General features: G+C 69.4%; 22 protein-coding genes. 10 read left to right on the top strand and 12 right to left on the bottom strand.

Annotated features, from left to right (window positions below; all coding sequences use genetic code 11):
* The first annotated feature begins 118 nt into the window (after window positions 1-118).
* Genes ACIQWG_RS05650 through ACIQWG_RS05640 form a run of 3 tightly spaced genes read left to right on the top strand, consistent with a single transcriptional unit; the run spans window position 119 to window position 1,669 of the window.
* Window positions 119-499 carry an ArsR/SmtB family transcription factor gene (locus ACIQWG_RS05650; protein ID WP_404090561.1) on the top strand — a complete coding sequence of 127 codons (381 nt, stop codon included), beginning with the start codon at window positions 119-121 and terminating at the stop codon, window positions 497-499.
* Window positions 483-1,004, top strand: a complete 522-nt coding sequence (locus ACIQWG_RS05645) for an SRPBCC family protein (protein WP_404090558.1) — start codon at window positions 483-485, stop codon at window positions 1,002-1,004. The genes ACIQWG_RS05650 and ACIQWG_RS05645 overlap by 17 nt, the downstream gene beginning before the upstream one ends.
* A complete protein-coding gene (locus ACIQWG_RS05640; RefSeq protein ID WP_404090556.1) occupies window positions 1,004-1,669 on the top strand; it encodes a dihydrofolate reductase family protein in 666 nt (221 codons plus the stop codon). The genes ACIQWG_RS05645 and ACIQWG_RS05640 overlap by 1 nt, the downstream gene beginning before the upstream one ends.
* An 18-nt stretch (window positions 1,670-1,687) precedes the next feature.
* Here ACIQWG_RS05640 and ACIQWG_RS05635 read toward each other — a convergent pair whose 3' ends face one another.
* From ACIQWG_RS05635 to ACIQWG_RS05625, 3 genes are all read right to left on the bottom strand, one after another.
* Window positions 1,688-2,272 carry a hypothetical protein gene (locus tag ACIQWG_RS05635; protein WP_404090553.1) on the bottom strand — a complete coding sequence of 195 codons (585 nt, stop codon included), beginning with the start codon at window positions 2,270-2,272 and terminating at the stop codon, window positions 1,688-1,690.
* Between the two features lie 62 nt (window positions 2,273-2,334).
* Window positions 2,335-3,465: a winged helix DNA-binding domain-containing protein gene (locus ACIQWG_RS05630; protein WP_404090550.1), complete on the bottom strand. Its 1,131-nt coding sequence runs from the start codon at window positions 3,463-3,465 to the stop codon at window positions 2,335-2,337.
* A 107-nt stretch (window positions 3,466-3,572) separates the two neighbouring features.
* Window positions 3,573-3,995: a VOC family protein gene (locus ACIQWG_RS05625; protein ID WP_404090547.1), complete on the bottom strand. Its 423-nt coding sequence runs from the start codon at window positions 3,993-3,995 to the stop codon at window positions 3,573-3,575.
* Between the two features lie 152 nt (window positions 3,996-4,147).
* On the opposite strand from ACIQWG_RS05625, the gene ACIQWG_RS05620 reads away from it, so the two are divergent.
* Entirely contained in the window at window positions 4,148-5,143 is a 996-nt protein-coding gene (locus tag ACIQWG_RS05620) for a helix-turn-helix transcriptional regulator (protein ID WP_404090544.1), read from the top strand.
* Between the two features lie 82 nt (window positions 5,144-5,225).
* On the opposite strand, the gene ACIQWG_RS05615 is transcribed toward ACIQWG_RS05620, so the two are convergent.
* Both ACIQWG_RS05615 and ACIQWG_RS05610 read right to left on the bottom strand, forming a co-directional pair.
* Window positions 5,226-5,861, bottom strand: a complete 636-nt coding sequence (locus ACIQWG_RS05615; protein ID WP_404090542.1) for a hypothetical protein — start codon at window positions 5,859-5,861, stop codon at window positions 5,226-5,228.
* 237 nt (window positions 5,862-6,098) lie between these two features.
* A complete protein-coding gene (locus ACIQWG_RS05610; RefSeq protein WP_404090539.1) occupies window positions 6,099-6,692 on the bottom strand; it encodes a TetR/AcrR family transcriptional regulator in 594 nt (197 codons plus the stop codon).
* Between the two features lie 111 nt (window positions 6,693-6,803).
* Here ACIQWG_RS05610 and ACIQWG_RS05605 point away from each other — a divergent pair, with 111 nt between their 5' ends.
* Window positions 6,804-7,817 carry an NADP-dependent oxidoreductase gene (locus ACIQWG_RS05605; protein ID WP_404090536.1) on the top strand — a complete coding sequence of 338 codons (1,014 nt, stop codon included), beginning with the start codon at window positions 6,804-6,806 and terminating at the stop codon, window positions 7,815-7,817.
* A gap of 52 nt (window positions 7,818-7,869) precedes the next feature.
* Here ACIQWG_RS05605 and ACIQWG_RS05600 read toward each other — a convergent pair whose 3' ends face one another.
* The 3 genes from ACIQWG_RS05600 to ACIQWG_RS05590 form a co-directional block, all read right to left on the bottom strand.
* The gene (locus tag ACIQWG_RS05600) at window positions 7,870-8,703 is read right to left on the bottom strand and encodes a class I SAM-dependent methyltransferase (RefSeq protein ID WP_404090533.1); all 834 of its coding nucleotides are present in this window, start codon (window positions 8,701-8,703) and stop codon (window positions 7,870-7,872) included.
* Between the two features lie 808 nt (window positions 8,704-9,511).
* A complete protein-coding gene (locus ACIQWG_RS05595) occupies window positions 9,512-9,910 on the bottom strand; it encodes a YybH family protein (RefSeq protein WP_404090530.1) in 399 nt (132 codons plus the stop codon).
* Between the two features lie 35 nt (window positions 9,911-9,945).
* Window positions 9,946-10,323 (bottom strand): MerR family transcriptional regulator, encoded by a 378-nt coding sequence (locus ACIQWG_RS05590; RefSeq protein ID WP_404090527.1) that lies wholly within the window; start codon window positions 10,321-10,323, stop codon window positions 9,946-9,948.
* Between the two features lie 127 nt (window positions 10,324-10,450).
* Here ACIQWG_RS05590 and ACIQWG_RS05585 point away from each other — a divergent pair, with 127 nt between their 5' ends.
* Complete coding sequence (locus ACIQWG_RS05585) at window positions 10,451-11,524, top strand: alkene reductase (protein ID WP_404090524.1); 1,074 nt, start codon at window positions 10,451-10,453, stop codon at window positions 11,522-11,524.
* A gap of 242 nt (window positions 11,525-11,766) precedes the next feature.
* A complete protein-coding gene (locus ACIQWG_RS05580; protein WP_404090521.1) occupies window positions 11,767-12,840 on the top strand; it encodes an NAD(+)/NADH kinase in 1,074 nt (357 codons plus the stop codon).
* A gap of 104 nt (window positions 12,841-12,944) precedes the next feature.
* On the opposite strand, the gene ACIQWG_RS05575 is transcribed toward ACIQWG_RS05580, so the two are convergent.
* Together ACIQWG_RS05575 and rph are read right to left on the bottom strand one after the other, a co-directional pair.
* Window positions 12,945-13,469 carry a MepB family protein gene (locus tag ACIQWG_RS05575; protein ID WP_404090518.1) on the bottom strand — a complete coding sequence of 175 codons (525 nt, stop codon included), beginning with the start codon at window positions 13,467-13,469 and terminating at the stop codon, window positions 12,945-12,947.
* Window positions 13,470-13,527: 58 nt separating this feature from the next.
* Window positions 13,528-16,119 carry a rifamycin-inactivating phosphotransferase gene (rph, locus tag ACIQWG_RS05570; RefSeq protein WP_404090515.1) on the bottom strand — a complete coding sequence of 864 codons (2,592 nt, stop codon included), beginning with the start codon at window positions 16,117-16,119 and terminating at the stop codon, window positions 13,528-13,530.
* Window positions 16,120-16,368: 249 nt separating this feature from the next.
* Between rph and ACIQWG_RS05565 the strand changes: the two genes are divergently transcribed.
* On the top strand, window positions 16,369-17,115 hold the full coding sequence (locus ACIQWG_RS05565) for a phosphotransferase family protein (RefSeq protein WP_404090512.1): 747 nt from the start codon (window positions 16,369-16,371) through the stop codon (window positions 17,113-17,115).
* 67 nt (window positions 17,116-17,182) lie between these two features.
* Here ACIQWG_RS05565 and ACIQWG_RS05560 read toward each other — a convergent pair whose 3' ends face one another.
* The gene (locus tag ACIQWG_RS05560; protein WP_404090509.1) at window positions 17,183-17,419 is read right to left on the bottom strand and encodes a hypothetical protein; all 237 of its coding nucleotides are present in this window, start codon (window positions 17,417-17,419) and stop codon (window positions 17,183-17,185) included.
* A 243-nt stretch (window positions 17,420-17,662) separates the two neighbouring features.
* Window positions 17,663-18,421 (bottom strand): DeoR/GlpR family DNA-binding transcription regulator, encoded by a 759-nt coding sequence (locus ACIQWG_RS05555; RefSeq protein ID WP_404090507.1) that lies wholly within the window; start codon window positions 18,419-18,421, stop codon window positions 17,663-17,665.
* A 49-nt stretch (window positions 18,422-18,470) separates the two neighbouring features.
* Here ACIQWG_RS05555 and ACIQWG_RS05550 point away from each other — a divergent pair, with 49 nt between their 5' ends.
* Window positions 18,471-18,854 carry a DUF4406 domain-containing protein gene (locus ACIQWG_RS05550; protein WP_404090505.1) on the top strand — a complete coding sequence of 128 codons (384 nt, stop codon included), beginning with the start codon at window positions 18,471-18,473 and terminating at the stop codon, window positions 18,852-18,854.
* Complete coding sequence (locus tag ACIQWG_RS05545) at window positions 18,851-19,540, top strand: NUDIX domain-containing protein (protein ID WP_404090502.1); 690 nt, start codon at window positions 18,851-18,853, stop codon at window positions 19,538-19,540. Before ACIQWG_RS05550 ends, ACIQWG_RS05545 begins: the two co-directional genes overlap by 4 nt.
* The last annotated feature ends 133 nt before the right edge of the window (window positions 19,541-19,673 follow it).

The following is a 19,673-nucleotide window of genomic DNA, read 5'->3' as shown; positions in this document are numbered from 1 at the left end:
TACCACTCCAGATGTAGCACTACATTCACACCACTTCACGCAGAGTACTACAGGTGGGGGAACTCACAGGAGGAAGGGCCCGCGTTGACACATGCCTATATGGGCATACGATGGCGCCATGGCACGAGCGGCGACGACTTCGGACGCGTTCAACGCGATCGCCGAACCCCAGCGGCGGGAGATTCTGGTGCTGCTGCGAGGCGGCGAGCGGCCCGTGACCGAACTGGCGCGGGACTTGGGGATGACCCAGCCGCAGACGTCCAAGCACCTGCGGGTCCTGCGCGAGGTCGGGCTCGTGCGGGTGCGCGGGGCGGGCAAGCAGCGGCTGTACGGCCTGGACGCGCGCGGGCTGCGGCCGGTCCACGAGTGGGTGGGCGGCTTCGAACAGTTCTGGCACGAGACCTTCGACCGACTGGACGAGTACGTGCGAGATCTGCAACAGGCAAGGCAGGAGGAACCACCGAATGCAGGAGAACCACCGAATGATGGCGACCAGTAGCGACGGCAACCCTGACCGCACGGCCGCGGAGCGCGAGATCGTGGTCTCCCGGGCCATCGGCGCCCCACGGGAGCTGGTGTTCGAGGCATTCACGCAGGTCCGGCACCTGTCGCGGTGGTGGGGACCGGAAGGGTTCACGACCACGACGCGGTCCTTCGAGTTCCGCGTGGGCGGAGTCTGGGACTTCGTGATGCACGGGCCGGACGGGACCGACTACCAGGAGTGGATCACCTGGAGGGAGATCGTCCCGCCGGAGCGGATCGCACTGCTGCACGGCGAGTCCCGCGACGACCCCAACGCCTTCGAGTCGGTCCTGACCTTCGAGCCGGCCGGCGACGAGACCCGCATCGTGCTGCGCACGGTGTTCCCCACCAAGGCACTGCGCGACGAGGCGGTGGAGAAGTACCACGCGGTGGAGGGCGGCGAGCAGACCCTGCGCAACCTGGCAACCTACGTCGCCGAACTCACCTCGAACGAGACCACACCGAAGGGGGCGGAGGACTGATGGCCGGAAAAGTGTTCTTCAGCGTGACGATGTCGCTCGACGGCTTCATGGCGCCCGATGCTGTGCCCGTCGAGGACGTCTTCTCGCCCGAAGGTCAGAACGACCCAGCGGTCCGCCGCTGGTTGGCGAAGTGGTCGGAACTCCAGGCGTGGCTGTTCCCGCAGCGGTGGTTCCGGGAGAACCTCAAGCTCGGCGAGGGCGGCGAGGAAGGACTCGACAACGAGATCGCTCGGGCGACGTACGAGCGGACCGGCTCGAGCATCATGGGCAGGCGCATGTTCGACGCCGGGGAGCTGGCGTGGCCGGAGGAAGCGCCGTTCCACACCCCGGTGTTCGTCGTCACGCACGCCGAGCGTGACCCGTGGGAGCGGCCGGGCGGCACGACCTTCCACTTCGTCAACGACGGAATCGCCGACGCGCTCGACCAGGCCCGCGAGGCCGCCGGCGACCGCGACGTCCGCATCGCCGGCGGCGCCGAGACGATCCAGCAGTACCTGGACAGCGGCCTGATCGACGAGTTCTCGATCACCCTCGCGCCCGTGCTGTTCGGCACCGGCATCCGCCTGTTCGACCGCGTGGACCCGGCCCACCTCGCCCTCGACCAGACCCGTGCGGACGCGTCATCCAGGGTGACGCACCTGACCTACACCGTGGGGAAGCGGTAGCTGGCGCATCGGCGCGACTCAGGTGTTGGCGGCGCCGTACCGCAGAAGGTCCCCCTGTGGGACCAGGTACCCGATGCCCCGTGTCTGCGGCAGCTTTCCCGCCAGTGTCGAGGCGCTGGTACAACCGGAGACTTCGAAGCCAATGACCCCCAGTGCGAAGGGGGTTCTCTCGAAGACCTTGGCTCCGACGCCGGCCAGCCAGTCGTCCATCATCCTGGACCGAAAGAACGGCCGGCCGTCCCAGTAGGCAAGTCCCGCATGGGCCAGTGCACCGAGGGGAACGTAGAAGTCGAGCCAGTCGCTGCTTTCGTCACCACCGCGGATCGCCACGCAACCGCAGACGACCATGTGGCCAGTCGGCAGGCGGACTTGACCGTGAAGGTGCCCGAACTCGGTGAGGGAGTCGACCGTGCACGACACGGGGTCCTGCTCGTCAGGTTCACGGTCGCCGTACCCGAAGCACCCCTGAACGTCTGCGGCTGACCACAGGGCACTCAGGACAGCCTGGAGCCGGGCATCATCGGTTGACCCAACCTCCACGGCCAACTCGTAGTAGCCGTCCGACCAGTTGGTCCGGTCCCGGAAGGCAGCCGGATTCGTCATGACGTGATCATGTGGCACAACCCCGTCCAGCGCCACTCTCTTTCCTGCACCCGCAGCCGTGCCTACGACTGTCCGGCCCTCCTGCGGTAACGCACCTGTACCCGTGGTCCGGTGACCCCTGTCGAACGCACGTCCGCTCCGTGGAAAGCGGCGAGGGCTTGGGCTTCGGCGTGGACCTCCTCTCGTTCCCGGGCGGACAAGGGACGGAGTGGGGTGATGTCGAGTTGTTCGTCGTGCAGGGTCCAGGTGGCGGCGACGCGCCCGTCGACGAGTACCACGCGTTGGCCGGCGACGGACAGGCCGAGGTGAGCGTCGTCGATGATGCGAGCGCGGTCGTGGTAGCCGAGGATCGCGTTGTCGAACGCCGGCAGGAACCGCACGGGCGCCGGAGTGTCGGGGTGGGGGCGTGGTGCGTCGGGCAGGTCGAGTAGTTCGCGGCCTCGTTCGTCGCGGAAGCTGATGAGTTCCTCTCGGACGGCTCTCACCGCGGCGGGCAGCCCGGCGAGACCGCACCAGGCGCGGATGTCCGCTGTGCCGGCGGGCCCGTAGGCGGCGAGGTAGCGCCGTACGAGTTGCTGTCCGACCGGATCGCTCTCGTCGCGAGGGAGTTCGGCGATGTCACGTCCCAACCAGGTGGCGAGGGGCAGGTTGCGGACGCCGGCCGTGGCATGCCACAGGCCTCGGGGCGGGAGCTGGGCCATCGGGATGAGGGCTGCGACGAGCAGTTCGCCCAGGACCCGGCGCGGGGGCGTGGGCCAGCGGTCCTCGAGTCCCTGGACGAGCTCGGTCATGGTGCGTGGTTGCCGGTCGGCCATGACTGCTCTGCCCGCGGCGGCGACCTCGTCCGGGTCGACACCCGCGAGCTCGCGTCGGTAGGTGGCGATCACCCGTTGGCGCAGCATGGTGTCGTGGCGTGCCCGCCAGGCCAGGGCGTCGTCGGCGGTGACGAGGTGGACGGTGCGGCGCATGAGGTGTGTGCGCACGACCTGGCGTCCGGTCAGCGCCTCGTCCAGTTCCCGCGGCTCGAAGGCCCGCAGCCGGGACCAGAGGCCGGTGAAGGGTTCCTGGGGTTGCTGCGCCTGCATCCCGCACAGGTGCGCCACGGCGGCGGGGACTGATGCGTCCTTGCGGTCGAGCAGGTACTGACGGGCGAGAGTGGCACGGTTGAGGGCACGTGTGTCGACGACGGTCATGCTCTTCTCACGGGGTCGGCTGCGGACGGTGACCTGTCTCCGGTGCTGCTCCCAGGGTCCGCCGCCAGAACGCGGCGGACCCTGGGGCGGTGTGGTGACCTGGCCGGTCAGCCGTTGTACGGGGCGGCGACGTCGAGGACCCAGGTCACGCCGAAGCGGTCGGTGAGCATGCCGTACAGCGGCGCCCACTGCGCGGCCTCCAGGGGCCGCACCACCGTCGAGCCGTACGACAGCTTCTGCCACAGGGCGCTGATCTCGTCCGCGTCGTCGCCGCGTACGGAGACGAAGAACGGGTTGTCGCCCTGGTCCCAGGCCAGTTGGGAGGGCACGTCGTAGGCCATGATGTGGAAACCGTCGTCCGCGACGACCTCGCCCCACATCACCCAGTCCGCCTCGCTGTCGGCCTGCACGGCGCCGGCGTCCTTGTAGGTGACGGCGACGGTGCGCCCGCCGAAGACCGACTGGTAGAAGTCGAGCGCCTCGCGAGCGGCGCCCCGGAAGTTCAGGTGGGTGGTGGTCGTGACAGCCATGGGCTGCTCCTCGCCTTCGTTCGAATGTGCGCCGCGACGGAGGACATCGGCCCGGCGCAGCCGCCGTGACCTGGGGAATCTCTTTCCTCGGCGGGCTTGGACACCACTGTCACAGAGGTAGCGGACAGGATGTGTCCTGTACTCGCGGCACAATGGTCGACGTGCAGAAAACGTCCTCGCGGCTGCTCTCGCTTCTCTCGCTGCTCCAGACACGCCGAGACTGGTCCGGCGACGACCTCGCCGGGCGCCTCGACGTCACCCCGCGCACGGTGCGCCGCGACATCGACCGACTGCGGGACCTCGGCTACCCGATCCTGACCTTCAAAGGACCTGCCGGCGGTTACCGCCTCGATGCGGGCTCCCAGCTGCCTCCGCTGCTGTTCGACGACGACCAGGCCGTCGCCCTGGCCCTCGCCCTTCAGACCGCCGCCGCCACCAGCACCACGATCGGCGAGGACGCGACACGCGCCCTGACCACCATCCGTCAGGTCATGCCGCCCCGGCTGCGCCATCGGATCGACATGCTCCGTGTCACCGCCGTCCGACCGCCCGAGAAGGACGACGCCGCCCCGGTCGACTCCCAGCTCCTCATGGACCTGAGCGACGTCATCATCAGCCACGCAGAACTCCGCTTCGACTACGGTCATGAGGGCGCCGCCACCGACGGGCGTCCCCGTCGGACGCAGCCCCATCACCTGCTCATGCGGGGCGGCCACTGGTACCTCCTGGCCTGGGACCTGGACCGCGGGGACTGGCGCGTCTTCCGCGTCGACCGGATCCGCCCCCGCACACCCACCGGGCCGCGCTTCACGCCTCGCGAGATCCCCGGAGGTGACGTCTCCGCCTTCATCACCAGCCGGTTCCGCGGCAACGACGGCACCGCCACCGACTGGCCCTGCCAAGGCGAAGTCATCCTCGATCTCCCCGCAGCCGCCGTCGCTCCTTTCGCCCAGGACGGCACCGTCGAAGTACTCGGCCCCGCCCGATGCAGACTCACCCTCGGCTCCTGGTCCTGGACCGGCCTGGCCGCCGCCCTCGGCCGTTTCGACGCCGACATCGAAGTCGTCGGCCCACGCGAACTCAGTGACGCCTTCGCACGACTCGCCACCCGCTTCGCGAACGCCGCCCGCGGCACGATACGGCCCTGAGCCCGGGCAAGGATTCAGCGCCGCAGGGCGCCGCCCACGCCGACCACCTCCGTCCGTCCGGGGCCCGTTGCACGGACAGCTCTCAGCGCGACGGAGCTCGGTCCGTGACGTCGTAGCCACCCTCGATCACCTGGGAGTTGGCGGCCGGAGCCATGCACGTGCTGAGCAGTGGCTCGCCGTCCTCGGTGCCTCCGGAGAGCCCGATACGGCTGGGGCCGCCGTCGCGACCCTCACTCACGTAGAAGCTGACCCCCATGCGGACATGCCGCTTCAGGTAGTCGTCCCAGGCCCCGGCGTTGCCCCCGGTTCGGACGATGCGTCCGGTCACGGTGGCCGTAGGGCCGCCGCTGGTCAGGCAGTCGACCTCGAAGTCGCCCCAATTGACCTTGGCGGGCTCGCCGTTGGCGGCCGGCATGCGGTGGTAGATGCGGAAGGTGCCCCAGGACTTGTCGGGACGGGTCCAGCCCACACCCCTGAACGTTGCGTGCGCGTCGACGGTGACCTGGATGTCGTGACCGGCGTCCGGGTAGTCCATCCGGCCCCAGCCCTTGAGGCTGGAGACGAGGGTTCCGGAGGACGCGGAGGCCCGTGCGGCAAGGCCGGGCTCGGATGCGGGTGCTGTCGATGCGGAGGCGAACCCTGCGGTGGCCGCCACCACGGCGCTTCCCGCAAGGAACACCACGGCACGGCGGGGCAGCTCGGACCTGAATACGGGCATGGAGGAACTCCGTTCGGGGTCGTGGAACCGAGGCGCCGCAGAGGTGGGAGACCGCCGCGCCGCCACGACCGATCCTGCTCAACTCCCCTACCGCACACGTCAGTCACAGGTCGCGACCCCTTCCGCCGCGCGGACGAGCCCGCCGGTGAAGCGATCCCCCTCAAGCCGTAGGCGAAGCGGCTGGGCCTCCGATGGTGCCGAGCGCGCGGCCGAGTCCGCCGGCCGGAGCGTGGCCCTTCAGGTACGGGTCCGAGAGCGGCGTTCCCCGTCGGCACCGCCGCTCCCCTCGCTCGCAAGAATCGCGCCGGCGACAACCTCGAAGAGACGATCGGCGCGTGGCGCCAGCGAGGGCTGATCGCCGAGCCAAGCGAGCATGGCCACCATCGCGAACAGGTCGTCGCCGTCGATGTCACTGCGCGCCGCCCCTGCCTCCTGAGCCCGGGCGAGGAGCCGCGCACCGGCCGAACGAAGGGCGACGCAAGAAGCGTGGAGCGCGGATTCGGTGTCGTCGATGGCGGCCGCCATCAGCACCGTCACGCCCCGGTACTCGGTCGTCCACGCCGTGCAGTCGCGCAGCCACGACACGAGAGCATCCTCGGGCGAGTCCGACGTCCCCAGCTCGCGCGCCTTGGCCGTCAGTTCGTCGAAGCTCGTGTGGAGCAGCGCCTCCAGCAGTGACTCGCGCGTCGGGAAGTGCCGCAACAGTGTCGCGAGCCCGACATCGGCCCTGCGCGCGATGTCACGCAGGGACACCTCGACACCCTGCTCGGTGATGGCGGTGCCCGCTACTGCGAGCAGGTGGTCGCGGTTCTTCCTGGCGTCGGCCCGCATCGGTCCCTCTTGACTATCCGGATCAGTGGTCCATATATTCGGATCAGTGGTCCACTTATATGGATCGCTGATCCGAATAAGCCTATCCCGCAGCGCGGACAGGAGAAGACGATGCCGACACACACGATGAGGGCGGTCCGGATCCATGAGTACGGCGGCCCCGAGGTCCTGCGCTACGAGGAGGCGCCGATTCCCGAGCCGGGGCCGGGCGAGGTGCTCGTCCGCGTTCACGCGGTCGGCATCAATCCTCCGGACTGGTACCTGCGCGGCGGGCTGACCAAGATGCCCGGGGAGACGGAATCGACGGTCACCCTGCCGGTGATTCCCGGGACGGACGTGTCAGGCGTCGTCGAAGCCGTCGCCACGGACGTGGACGACTTCGCCGTAGGTGATGAGGTCTTCGGCCTTCTGCGCTTTCCCAGCTTCGACGGCCGTGCCTACGCCGAGTACGTGGCCGCGCCCGCCTCGGATCTCGCTCGCAAACCGGCCGGCATCGACCACGTGCACGCCGCCGGGGCGCCCATGGCCGGGCTCACGGCGTGGCAGTTCCTGATCGACCTCGGTCACGATCACCCCTCGCCCTTCCAGACGGCACGGCACCGCCCGACGGCACTCGGCGCCGGCACCACGGTGCTCGTCAACGGCGCCGCGGGCGGCGTGGGGCACATGGCCGTGCAACTGGCGAAGTGGAAGGGCGCGCGCGTCATCGCGGTGGCATCGGGCGCGCACGAATCCTTCCTTCGCGACCTCGGCGCTGACCAGTTCATCGACTACACCAAGACCCGCCCCGAGGAAGTCGTGCACGACATCGATCTCGTTCTCGACACCGTGGGCGGGCCTGACAGCCGGCGCTTCCTGCGCACGCTCAAGCGCGGCGGCTCCCACTTCCCCGTGTTCCCCGGGGACTTCGACGAGGAGGAGACCGCGAAGCTCGGCATCACGGTCTCGACCGCCCAGGTCCGCTCGAACGGCGCGCAGCTCGCCGAACTCGGACGTCTGCTCGAGAAGGGCACCGTCAGCGTCGCGATCGACAGCACTTTCGCCCTCGCGGAAGCCCGTGCGGCACACGAGCGCGCCGCCCGAGGACACATTCAGGGCAAGATCGTGCTCACCGTCGAGGACTAGAGCTCGACCGGCCACGCCCACTTCCCCACATCGGCCCCGGCACCGCGGATCGTCAGCGCAAGGATCCCTCCCCGGGTTTCCACCCCCAGGCCGTGAGCATGCCGGCGGACAACGCGGCGCAGTCGTCGGAGTCCAGATACTCGACCGCCGCGTCAACGGCGGCATCGTCGACCAGACCGGTGGCGACCATCGCCGCACGGCTCCGCTCCCAAGTGTCGCCCCAGAAGCGGCTGATGGCACTCCCAGGCATCAGCGGCGGCGCGTACATCTCAGCGGCAACCGGCACGAGCCCCGCCCCGCGCAGAAGCTGCGGATAGGACGGCACCCAGGAAACATCCGTACCGATAGTGGCCCTAAGCCCCTCCCACATCGCCCGCATCACCAGGGCATACGGCGTGCCGGGCGCCCGCTCACTCGTCAGGTCGACCGCGTCGCTCAACACCAGCACACCACCGGGCGCGACGAGTTCGGCCAATGCCGTGACAAGTCGGTCGCGCTCGGGCAGATGCATCAGCACGAAACGCGCGTGCACCAGCCTGAATTGACCGCGGACGAAATCTGGCGCAGTGACATCGGCCTCACGCACCTCCAGCCCGGGCCGCTGCGGGAGGAAGCGCACATCGCGGTCCACGGCAAGCACCGCCTCCACCCCGGCCTCATCCAGCAACCGGCCTGAGACCGTGCCCGTGCCCGCACCCACGTCGAGACAGCGCCACCCCGGACCGACACCGAGCGCCCGAAGCCTCGCCAGAGTGAAATCGTCGTAGGCGAGAGCACCAAAGTCGATGCGCTCGCCCTCCCCCACCGCTTCCGGGCGGAAGACCGCCTCACCGTAACGACCGTCGTCCGGGGTGCCGTCCGGCGTGCCGCTGTGCGAACCGGCCATCACCTCGCCACCCGCCCGACACCGCACGTGACCTCACACCTCATGCACCGCACCAGCGGGTCCTCGATGAACTTCACGGCCAGACCTCACCACGCGACGGAACGAAACCGGACGGCCCCTGACTCGAGACCGCCACCCCCACGATCCGCCACCGGCAAGGCCGCACAGCCGAGCCACGCCGCCCGTCAACCGAACGACCCACGACTCCCCGTCGCCCGACCAGATCCACCCTCACCCATGTGTCACCCCCGCACCCAGGAAAGTGACCCGCTACGAAGGCGATGCACATGAAAGAATCCCGAGATGACTCTGAGCCGAAAGGGCAATGCCGCGTAGGCGCCCGAAGACCGTCCGCGCCGAGCGGTGGCGGCCATGCCACCACATGCCGGTCCGTCGGATTCCCTGCGTGTCAGCCCGAACTCGGGCGGCGATACGACGTGTTGAGGCCGAGCACTTGTGGCCGGACGCTGTCGCCGACGCTCTCAGCCGGTTCAAGTGGGCTTTCAGACAGCCGGGACGGTATCTGGCTGGTCCCTATGAGAGTCCCGGCATCGAGATCGAAGACGCCCGAGACGACCTGGAAGTGGCGCTGACCCACCTCCCCCAAGGAGCCCGAGCCGACCTGGGGCGCCTGGTGGAGCGGATCGACTCGGAGTTCGAGCGCCGCACGCTCCCGGACCCGGGCCCGGTGAGCGATTGGGCAGCGGGGTGCTGGTGGTGGCAGCGCATTCGGGACCGGTGAGACCCGCGGCCGGAGGCGGCGAGGCCGCGGCGGACGCAGACACGGGAGCCCGCCCCGCCCGCACCTTCACCCGGTCACTGTGTCGGCATGCCGATGGGCCACCCTCCACTCGCCGTCCTCGCGGCGGTACACCTGAGTGGCCCGCAACGTATAGGTGCGCGGCTCTCCGTCGACGGAGGCGGTGGTGTGCTCCAGGCCGGCCGTGTAGGCCATGTCGCCGGAGACGTCGTACGCGTGCAGTTCGAACACGTAGGACGTGCAGTCGGAGAAGCTCCTGCCGAGGGTGGCGAAGAGCTCGGCGAGTTCCTGCTGGCCGTGGGCGTTGCGCCAGGCTCCCATCACGCTCACGGGCTCGTTGCGCGACCAGAGGGCACGGCGAGGGGCCGTGTCGCCGTTGTGCAGCGCGAACTCCGCCTCGTACAGGGCGGTCCTGACCCACGCCAGGAAGTCTTCCCGATCGGTCATGCCTTCATCATGCGCCTGCTGACGTGGCAGGCGGCTCAGCGGAAGACCACCGACTTCAGACGCTCGCGATGGGCCCGGTTGGTGGCCATCAGGGCGTCGAGCGCTTCCCGGGTGCGGATGAGCTCTTCGATGTGTGCGGAGAGTCGGTCCCGCTCCTCGGCCATCCGTTCCAGCGCGGCATCCGACGTGGTCTCGCTGGGCGAGTCGACACAGGGCAGGAGTTCGGCGATGGTCCGGCTGGACAGGCCCGCGGCGTACATGCGCTGAAGGAACGTCACCCGCTCGACATGGTGCTCCGTGTAGTGCCGCTGCCCGCTGGTGCTGCGGGTGCTCGTGAGCAGGCCCTGCTCCTCGTAGTAGCGCAGGGACCGGACGCTCACTCCTGCCCGTGCGGCGAGCTCGCCGATGCGCATGCCGACCTCCCTGCTGTGATCCGAGGCACAACACTTGCCTCTGACGTCAATGTCAGGTTCTAGCGTAACCGTCGTGCCCGGGATCCGGGCACGAGGCAGCACGCGGGACAGCTGAAGGAGACATGACGTGACGACCCTTTTCACCGGCTACCAGCTCGGCGACCTGGCACTTCCCAACCGGGTGGTGATGGCCCCGATGACCCGGGTCCGCGCCGCGGCGGGCGGTCTGGCGACGCCCTCGATGGCCCGCTACTACGCCCAGCGGGCCACGGCCGGCCTGATCGTCAGCGAAGGGGTGCAGCCGAGCCTGATCGGCCAGTCCAACCCGGGAACTCCGGGCCTGCACACCGACGATCAGGTGACGGCCTGGCGCACGGTGACCGATGCCGTGCACACCAACGGCGGCCGGATCTTCGCCCAGATCATGCACGGCGGGCGGGTGTCCCATCCCGACACCACCGGGATGCGGCCCGTCGGTCCTTCGGCCCTGCCCGCCGTCGGCGAGGTGTTCACCCCCACCGGCCCACAGCCGGCGCCGACTCCGCGTGCCCTGGACACGGCCGAGGTTCCCGAGCACGTCCAGTCGTACGCGGACGCCGCCCGCCGGGCCGTGGACGCCGGCTTCGACGGTGTGGAACTCCACGGCGCCAACGGCTATCTGATCTCGCAGTTCCTCTCCTCCAACGCCAACCTGCGCACGGACCGCTACGGCGGCTCCATCGCCAACCGGATCCGGTTCGCCGTCGAGGCGGCCACGGCGACCGCCGAGGCCGTCGGCGCGGAGCGGACCGGTATCCGCCTCTCCCCCGGTGGTCCCTTCTGGGGCGTCGAGGAGACGGAGATCGCCGAGCTCTACGCCGCCCTCCTGACCGAACTGTCCCGGCTCGGTCTGGCCTACATCCACCTCGAAGCCACCATCGACGAGGAGACCCTGGTCGGTCTGCGCCGGATCTGGCCCGGCACCCTCGTGATGAACCCGGTGCTCCCGATGGGCGCCAAGCAGACCGGCCGCGCCGACGCGGACCACTGGCTGGACCTGGGAGCGGACCTCATCAGCTTCGGTCGCGCCTTCCTCGCCAACCCCGATCTGGTCGAGCGTCTGCGCACCGGCCTCCCGATCGCTCCCGCCGACGAGGCCACGTACTTCCAGGGTGGCGACAACGGCTATCTCACCTACTCGGCGTACCAGCACTCCGCATGACAGCAGGTCGTCCGTCGGACGGCTGACAGGGGGCGGCGGCGACGCTCGTCCCCTCCGTCCGCCCCTCCGTTCGGACCACCGCTGACGACATTTCCGGTGATTTGCAGCGGACTCGCGCAGGTCGCACGAGTTGGGGCGGGTGGGCGACTGCAACAATCACGGCTGGTTCCGGACCGGGGTTCCACCGGTGATGTCCGCTCGCTCCCTCGACACGACCTGGTGACCTGGATGCAGGAGGGAATGTGGCAGTGAACCGGTTGGGTCTGGTGGTGCACGGCGGGCGCGCGGAGGCAGTGGACGCGGCCGGGGCGGTGCGGGCGTGGTGCGAGGAGCACGCCGTACGGTGCACGGACATCGACGTGTGGCACGACGGCGCCCGGCACAGCGCACACGAGGAGGTCGAAGCAGCCGGCGATCCCGACCTCATCGTCACCCTGGGTGGGGACGGCACCTTCCTGCGGGGTGCCAGGCTGGCCACGGACAACGATGCCCTCGTCCTCGGAGTGGACCTGGGCCGGGTGGGATTCCTGACGGAGGCTTCGGCAGCCGGGCTGCGGTCCGCGCTGGACGCGGTGCGGGAGGACCGCTTCCATGTCGACAGCCGCATGCTTCTTGCCCTGCGTGCCTCGCGTCGCCTGGAGGTGCCGCCGGGGATGGAGGCCCTCATGGAGTACGGTCGCGGCCCCCTGCTGCCTCCCCCGCAGGTCCGCTCCGACTGCCGTATCGACGTCGATTGGGGTGTGCCGCTGGACGTGACCGCGCTCAACGACGTGGTGCTGGAGAAACTGGCCAGAGATCGCCAGGTCTCGGTCGGGGTCTACGTCTCCGGCAGACTCCTGGCCTCCTACTCCGCCGACGCGTTGCTGGTCGCCACGCCCACGGGTTCGACCGCGTACAGCTTCGCCGCCGGTGGGCCCGTCGTCTCGCCGCGCGCGGAGGCTCTCGTCTTCACACCGGTCGCTCCGCACATGGCGTTCGACAGATCGGTCGTCACCGCGCCCGACGAACCTGTCGGGCTGCGCATCCTGGAACGGTCCGGGCAGGCCGCTGTGAGCATCGACGGACAGCTGCGCGGCGTCCTGGGGCCCGGGGACTGGATCGGCGTGTACGCCGCACGTCGCCGGCTGAGGGCCGTACGGCTGGGGCCGATGGATTTCTACGGCCGCCTGCGTGACCGGATGAACCTCACCGACGCGCCCGCGGCGATCGCCGACGGATCACCCGCGCCTCTGTGGTCGGTGACGACTCCTCCACCTGATGACCTCGCGCATCTGGCCTTGTTGACGACGCCGGAAGGCTCTTCGCCGCTTCGGTGAAATCTCTCCCTGCCGGGAGATGGTCGTGCCGACTGGGCTCTCCCGTCATTCCTCCAGCGAAATTCGCACAACTCCCTGTCCCACGGCCGCGTCCGGATGCCCCACTACGGGTGGTACAGGGCTCGGGCGCGTCTCGCGTCGACCGGCTCCGTCTCCCCGAGGGGCAGGAAGTGGTTCGCCTGCCACGCCTGAGAGCTGCGGGCCTGGCGATTGGTCGTGGTCACCCAGGGCGGATAGACGCGGAACCCTCGCTTGCCGCCGGTGCCGTCACGGGACACGATGCCGTGACGGCACAACACCTCGCGCGGGAACACGAACTGTCCGAAGTGGCCGCTGTCGCGGCTGCTGATGACGAAGAGATCAATTCCGTCCTCGACGTCGAAGGGCCGGATCGGGCCCTCCGTGGATCGCTGCCACACCGTGACGAACTGGCCAACCTTCGTCGGGGTCGTCTTCGCCACGCGGAACCTGACCGACAGCCCGTCGAGCGTGAAGCCGTGAGCCGAGTACTCGGCACTCTCCGGTTCGGGTACCGGCTGGGAGCAGGCGAAGCCATAAGGGTCGTACAGCAGTGTCTTCGCCGCGAGCAGGTCATGGTGGAGCCCTGCCCAGGACTGGTTCGCCAACATTTCTCCCATCCTGCCATCACGCCCGGCGCCTTCCGCCATCGGAGGCGCGGTCCGTCCGTCAGGACAGGATCTCCACGTAACCCTCGGTTCCGTGGACGCGGATCCGCTGCCCGTCACGGATCAGCCGGGTGGCCTGCTCCACGCCGACGACCGCCGGCAGACCGTACTCCCGGGCGATCACGGCGCCATGCGTCATCAGGCCGCCCACCTCCGTGACCAGGCCCGCGATTCCGACGAACAACGGCGACCAGCTGGGGTCGGTGAAGGCGGTGACGAGGATGTCGCCCGCTGCGAGGTCGGCATCCGCCATGTCGAGGATGACGCGGGCTCTTCCCTCGATGGTCCCGGCTGACACCGGTACGCCGATCAAGGCGCCGGCCGGTACGTCGTCACGCCGGTACACCCCGGTCACGGCCTCGCCGTCCGAGGTGAGGACCCGGGGTGGTGTGAGCGCGTGGTACGACCGGAACGCGTCCTTGCGCTCCTGGATGAGCTGGGCGTCGACCTGGTGCGAGCGCACGACGTCGTGGAGTTCGTGGAAGGTGAGGTAGCAGATGTCCTCCCGGTCACGCAGCACTTCGGCCTGCACGAGACGTTCGGCCTCCGCCCACAGGGCCTGCTTGTAGACGAAGTAGCGGCTGACGATGCCGTACTTCGGGTACTCCCGGTACCCGATGAAGGTTCTGACCCTGTCGATCATCCGTTTGGTCTCGTCGGCTTTCCGGTCCCCGTCCGGCAGGTCCCGCAGGCGTGACAGCACCTCTTGTTCCTTCAGCTGTGCCTTCTGACGCCCTTGCTCGAAGCGCCGCTCGGCGGCGCCCGGCTCGAAGTGCCTGATGTGGTCGAGGATCACGGGCACGAGGGTGCTCGGTCGTTCACGCCAGCGTGGCCTCGTGATGTCGATCTCACCGACACAGCGCATGCCGTAGCGGTCCAGGTAGGCCTCAATGGCGTCGCGTGCCTCGGTGCCGCCCGCGAGCTTCGGCAGCTCGTCCAAGAAGTCCTCGCCGCTGACGTTCTGAAGGAACGTCACGACCTCCGGATGAGGGCGGATCACGTCCGCGACATCGAGCAACGCCAGGCCCATCTCCGAGGTGACGTTGTCGGGTGCGGAGAGTGTGAGGGTGTCCGCCGCGTTCTTCTCGCCCAGCCACTCGCGCAGCTTGTCGTTGAGCCACCAGGTGGCCTCCATGCCCGCCATGATCGCGCGCATGCTGAGCGGATCACCGAGGACTCGTTTGTGCTCCTGGAACGCCTCCAGCAGGAAGTCGAACAGCGCCGGTCCTGACGTGGTCCGGATGTCGCGCTCCAGGGCGGCGATGGACGCCTTGCTGCGCTCGATCAGCTCCGCGACGACGGCCGGATCCGTCTCGATGGGGGCGGGCGCACCGCCGCCGGTCGGCGGCCCGCCCGGGCCCGCGTCCGGGAGCGTCGGGACGAAGTCCTCGCGGAGGACGGTCTCCAGCGCGTCCCTGATCAGCGGATCGCCCTTCCCCATGACGTCCAGGAGGCCGGCGCGCGTCGCGGGCGAGGCCAGGCGCGGGGTCACGTCGACGAACAGCCGTCCGCCGGCCTCGTGCATCGGCACCATGGCCGTGAGCCGCCACATGGAGAGCCCGAGCGGCTTCATGGGGTCGGTCATCATCTGCCCGTGACCGACGGAGACGTAGACGTGATTCTCCCGGTCGTCGGTCTCGGGGATGGGGAACAGCGTCGTGATCGGCCGGCTTTGGACGATCTGGAAGCCGTCGTCGACCAGGCACCATTCGATGTCCTGCGGCCGGCCGAAGTGCGCTTCGATCCGGCGCCCGAGCTCAACGAGCCGGACGACCTGCTCATCCGTCAGCGTCGGCTGCTCCTGCCGTGGCGAGTCGATCTCCACCTCCCGCGTGCCGCCCGTCGGCAGAGGCTCAACGGCCCGCTGTTTGGCGGCGATCGACTTGGCGACGACTTCGCCGTGGCGCACCTTGAAGACGTCCGGGTTCACCAGGCCGGAGACCAGGGCCTCACCGAGCCCGTAGCCGGCGTCCACCGTGGCGACCTTCCGGTTGCCCGTGACGGGGTCGGCTGTGAACAGGATGCCGGAGGCGTCCGCGAAGACCATCCGCTGTACGACCACGGCCATGTGGACCGTGCGGTGGTCGATGCCGTTCCGCAGGCGGTAGGTCACGGCCCGCTCGGTGAACAGCGAGGCCCAGCACCGGCTGATGTGCTGGAGGATCGCCGTCGGTCCCACGACGTTCAGGTACGTGTCCTGCTGGCCTGCGAAGGAGGCCGTCGGCAGGTCCTCTGCCGTCGCGCTGGATCGGACGGCGTAGGCGACCTGCTCGCCGTTCTGGGCGAGCGCTCGGGTGATCGCCGCCACGAGGTCACCCGGGATGGGGGTGGCCTCGATGGCATGCCGGAGTTGCGCGCTGAGGGTGCGGATCGCCTCCCGGTCGTCCGGCGTCAAGCGCGCCAACCTGTCGAGCCGGTCGTCGATCGACGGCACCTCGGCCATGACCCGCCGGAACGCGTCCGTCGTCACGCAGAAGCCCTCCGGCACACGGATGCCTTCGATCCGCCACAGGGCGCCCAGGTGCGCGGCCTTGCCGCCGACGATGTCGACCTGCCTCTCGTCGATCTCGTGGAGTTCCACCAGCACACGCACGCCGTGCCCTCATTTCCGCAGGTTGTGGCTTCGGCCGACGATTCTGCGCCCTTACCGGGGCCTTGCGGCAAGCCCCCCACCGCGCTATAAGTTGAGAGTGGCAAGGAGAGTCTTCTCCTTGCCTTTGCTATTTCTCGGGTACGAGGCCGCCGCCTGGCGGGGGACGGCCAACCGTGCGACCGCACGACCGCACGACCGCACGAGAAAAACCCGGCGACGTCCACGATCATCCCGGGATACTGGTCGCCCATGGACGAGGTCAAAGTCGTCGTCGCCCATTCCGAGCGCGCGACCCTGCGCGTCGGCGACACGTTCCTGAAGGTGGATGCCGATCAGACGCGCATCGACATCGAGGTCGAGGCGATGGCCCTGGCGCCGGTGCCGACCCCGAGGATCCTGTGGCGTGAGCCGCCCGTGCTCGCCATCGCGGCTGTCCCGGGGAAGGTGCTCGGCCGGCTCGGCGAACCGTCGACCGCGTCGCCCGCGCGGTGGGCCGCGGCGGGTGCCGCGATCCGGAAGTTGCACGATGGCCCGTTGCCGACCTGGCCCGGCCGGGCGGGCCGGGAGCCGGACGAGTGGGTGACGGCCCTCGACGGCGAGTGCGAGTGGCTCGTGACGAACGGTGTCCTGCCCGCCGACCTGGTCACCCGCAACCGCCAGGTGGCCGAGGCCGCGCTCCGGCCGTGGACTCCGGCGTTCACGCACGGCGACCTACAGATCGCCCATGTGTTCGGCGACGGCGACGAGATCACCGGCATCATCGACTGGTCCGAGGCGGGCCGGGGTGATGCCCTGTACGACCTCGCCACCTTCACGCTCGGGCACGAGGAGCACCTCGCCGACGTCGTCGCCGGCTATGGCGACGACGTCGACCTCGACGTGATCCGCGCGTGGTGGTCGTTGCGCAGCCTGCTGGCAGTTCGCTGGCTGGTCGAGCACGGCTTCGACCCGTTCGCGCCGGGCTGTGAGGTCGATGTGCTGAGGTCCCGGATGTGAGGGCGCGGTTGAGCGTGATGCCGCGCGCGAACCGACCGCCACTGTCGCTACTGAGGCCGCTCGCTGCCTAGTCGTCCACACACTTGGGGTACTTCGACCCCCGGTTGCAGTCGTGGTAGTCGTACTTGCTCACCCGGAACTTCTGCTCGGCGCCTGCCTTGTTCGGATCGACGACGAGATAGAACTTCTTCCCGTCCTTGATCTTGTCGGTGACCTTCCCCTCGGGACCCCGGTCGAAGTTCTGCGCGCACCCGGCAAGGACGAGGGTGCTGACTGCCATGAGGGCGGCGGCAAGGCGACGCATGTCGTGCTCCGATCAACTTGATGTCGGGCACAGCCTAGAGTGATCGACTGACCGCCCCCCAGGCGGGGGTCGCACTAGCGAACGTTGTCCCGGGCGCCCATCAGGAGTCGACCTTCGACCCAACTCCCCAGAGAAACCTCGCCAAACAGCCACGGATGCTTTACATCCGACGCGCGATGTACGCACCTGTGAATTTGCCAAAGGGACGAAACGCGCTGGCGATCTCCTGCTCGAGCGGGCACGTCATGCAGCCGCCAGGACCTCCACACCGAGCTTCCTGAGTTGCCCAACCATGGCGTCGCGAGGGTCGGCGTCGGTGATCAGTCCGCTGACCTTCTCCCAGGGCAGCACGCGGAACTGCGAGGCCGTGCCGATCTTTTCGGAGGAGGCAAGGATGTACGTGTCCGCCGCGCGTGCGGCGAGGGCACGTTTCATCGCCGCCTCCTCGGCGTCCCCGGTGGTCAGTCCGGCCTCCGGGTGCACTCCGGTGACGCCCAGCAGGCACAGGTCGGCCGAGACGTTCTGCGCCGCCTCGACCGCGGTGGCGCCGCAGGCCACCGCCGAGTGTTTGAAGATACGGCCGCCGACCAGGAAGAGTTCCGCCTGAGGGTGGTCGATGAGCGCCGCGACGATCGTCGGGCTGTGCGTGATCACGGTGCAGGCCAGATCGCGCGGGAGTGCGTGGGCCACGGCCAGGGCTGTCGTTCCGCCGTCGAGAATCAGCGAGCCGCCCGGCCGGACCAGCCCGGCGGCCACCGCGGCGACCTTCCGCTTGCCGTCCGGGGCGACGCTCTGCCGGGCCGCGTAGTCCACCACCGCCGGTGAGACGGGCAGCGCACCGCCGTACACCCGTTGGCACAGCCCCTCGGCGGCGAGGTCGCGCAGATCGCGCCGCACGCTGTCCTCGGAGATTCCCAGTTCGGCCGCGACTTGCTTGGCCACGATCTTGCCCTCGCGGGCGAGCAGGCCGAGCAGATGGTCGCGTCGTTCAGCAGCCAGCATGCACACTCTCTCCTGTTCTTGCACGTTTCTGCGTGTATCGTAGCGCGCCATGACCGAGAAGCCGATGCTCATCCTGATCGCGGGGCCGTATCGCTCCGGTACCGACGGCGACCCACAGGCCATGGCGGCCAACCTCGCCCGCCTCGAAGCCGCCGCCTGGCCGGTCTTCGCCGCCGGCCACATCCCCGTGATCGGGGAATGGATCGCCCTGCCTGTTCTGCGCTCCGCGGGCGCGGGCCCGTCCGACCCCCTCGCTGACCAAGTGCTCTACCCGACCGCGGACCGCCTGCTGGCCCATTGCGACGCCGTTCTCCGCCTGCCCGGCGCATCCACCGGCGCCGACCAGGACGTCGCCACCGCCCGCCGACGCGGCCTGCCCGTCTACCACGACGTCGCCGAGATCCCCCATCGCAGCCGGCAGGTCAACGCGTGACGGGCCGTCCCGGCATCGACGCCCTCGACCACCGCGGACGCACCGGACTCGACCGGGCAGGGCGGGACCTGGACCGCAACCCCGATGTCGTCGTCCGCGACGTCGAGCTCACCTCCCAGGGCTGGCACGTCCTGCGCCGCACCACCTTCGAGTACCGGCGCCGCGACGGACGCTGGGAAACACAGCAGCGCGAGACCTACGACCGCGGCAACGGCGCCGTCGTCCTGCCCTACGACACCGAGCGTGCCCGCGTCCTGCTCACCCGTCAGTTCCGCTACCCCGCCTACGTCAACGACCACCCGGACGGCATGCTCATCGAAGCGGCCGCCGGGCTACTCGACGCCGACGACCCGCCCTCCGCCGTCCGACGCGAGAGCGCCGAGGAACTCGGTGTCACCCTCGGCCCGCTCACCCACGTCCTCGACGCCTACATGAGCCCCGGGTCCGTCACCGAACGTCTCCACTTCTTCGCCGCGCCCTACACCCCGGCCGACCGGACCGGGCCCGGTGGCGGCCTTGAGGAAGACGGCGAGGACATCGAGGTCCTGGAGCTGCCTTTCGCCGAGGCCCTCGCCATGACCGGCGACGGCCGCATCACCGACGGCAAGACCATCCTTCTGCTGCAATGGGCGGCGCTGCACGGTCCCTTCGCCCCTGTTGCGGGTGGTGCCGTGGCCTCCCGGTGATGCCGCGGCCTGCCGGTGATGCCGTGGCCGAGGTGCCAGGTGCGTCACCCGACGCCGTACCGGCCTGGCCCCACAAGTGCGGGACCAGGCCGGAGAGTTCACCGGGGCCGGGCGAGGGTCACCGTCGTACCGT

The organism is Streptomyces sp. NPDC098781 (assembly GCF_044759995.1).
In the GTDB taxonomy this organism is placed as follows: Bacteria; Actinomycetota; Actinomycetes; order Streptomycetales; family Streptomycetaceae; genus Streptomyces.
The sequence above is the reverse complement of the archived record's forward strand: the minus strand, read 5'-3'. Positions and strand labels throughout refer to the sequence as shown.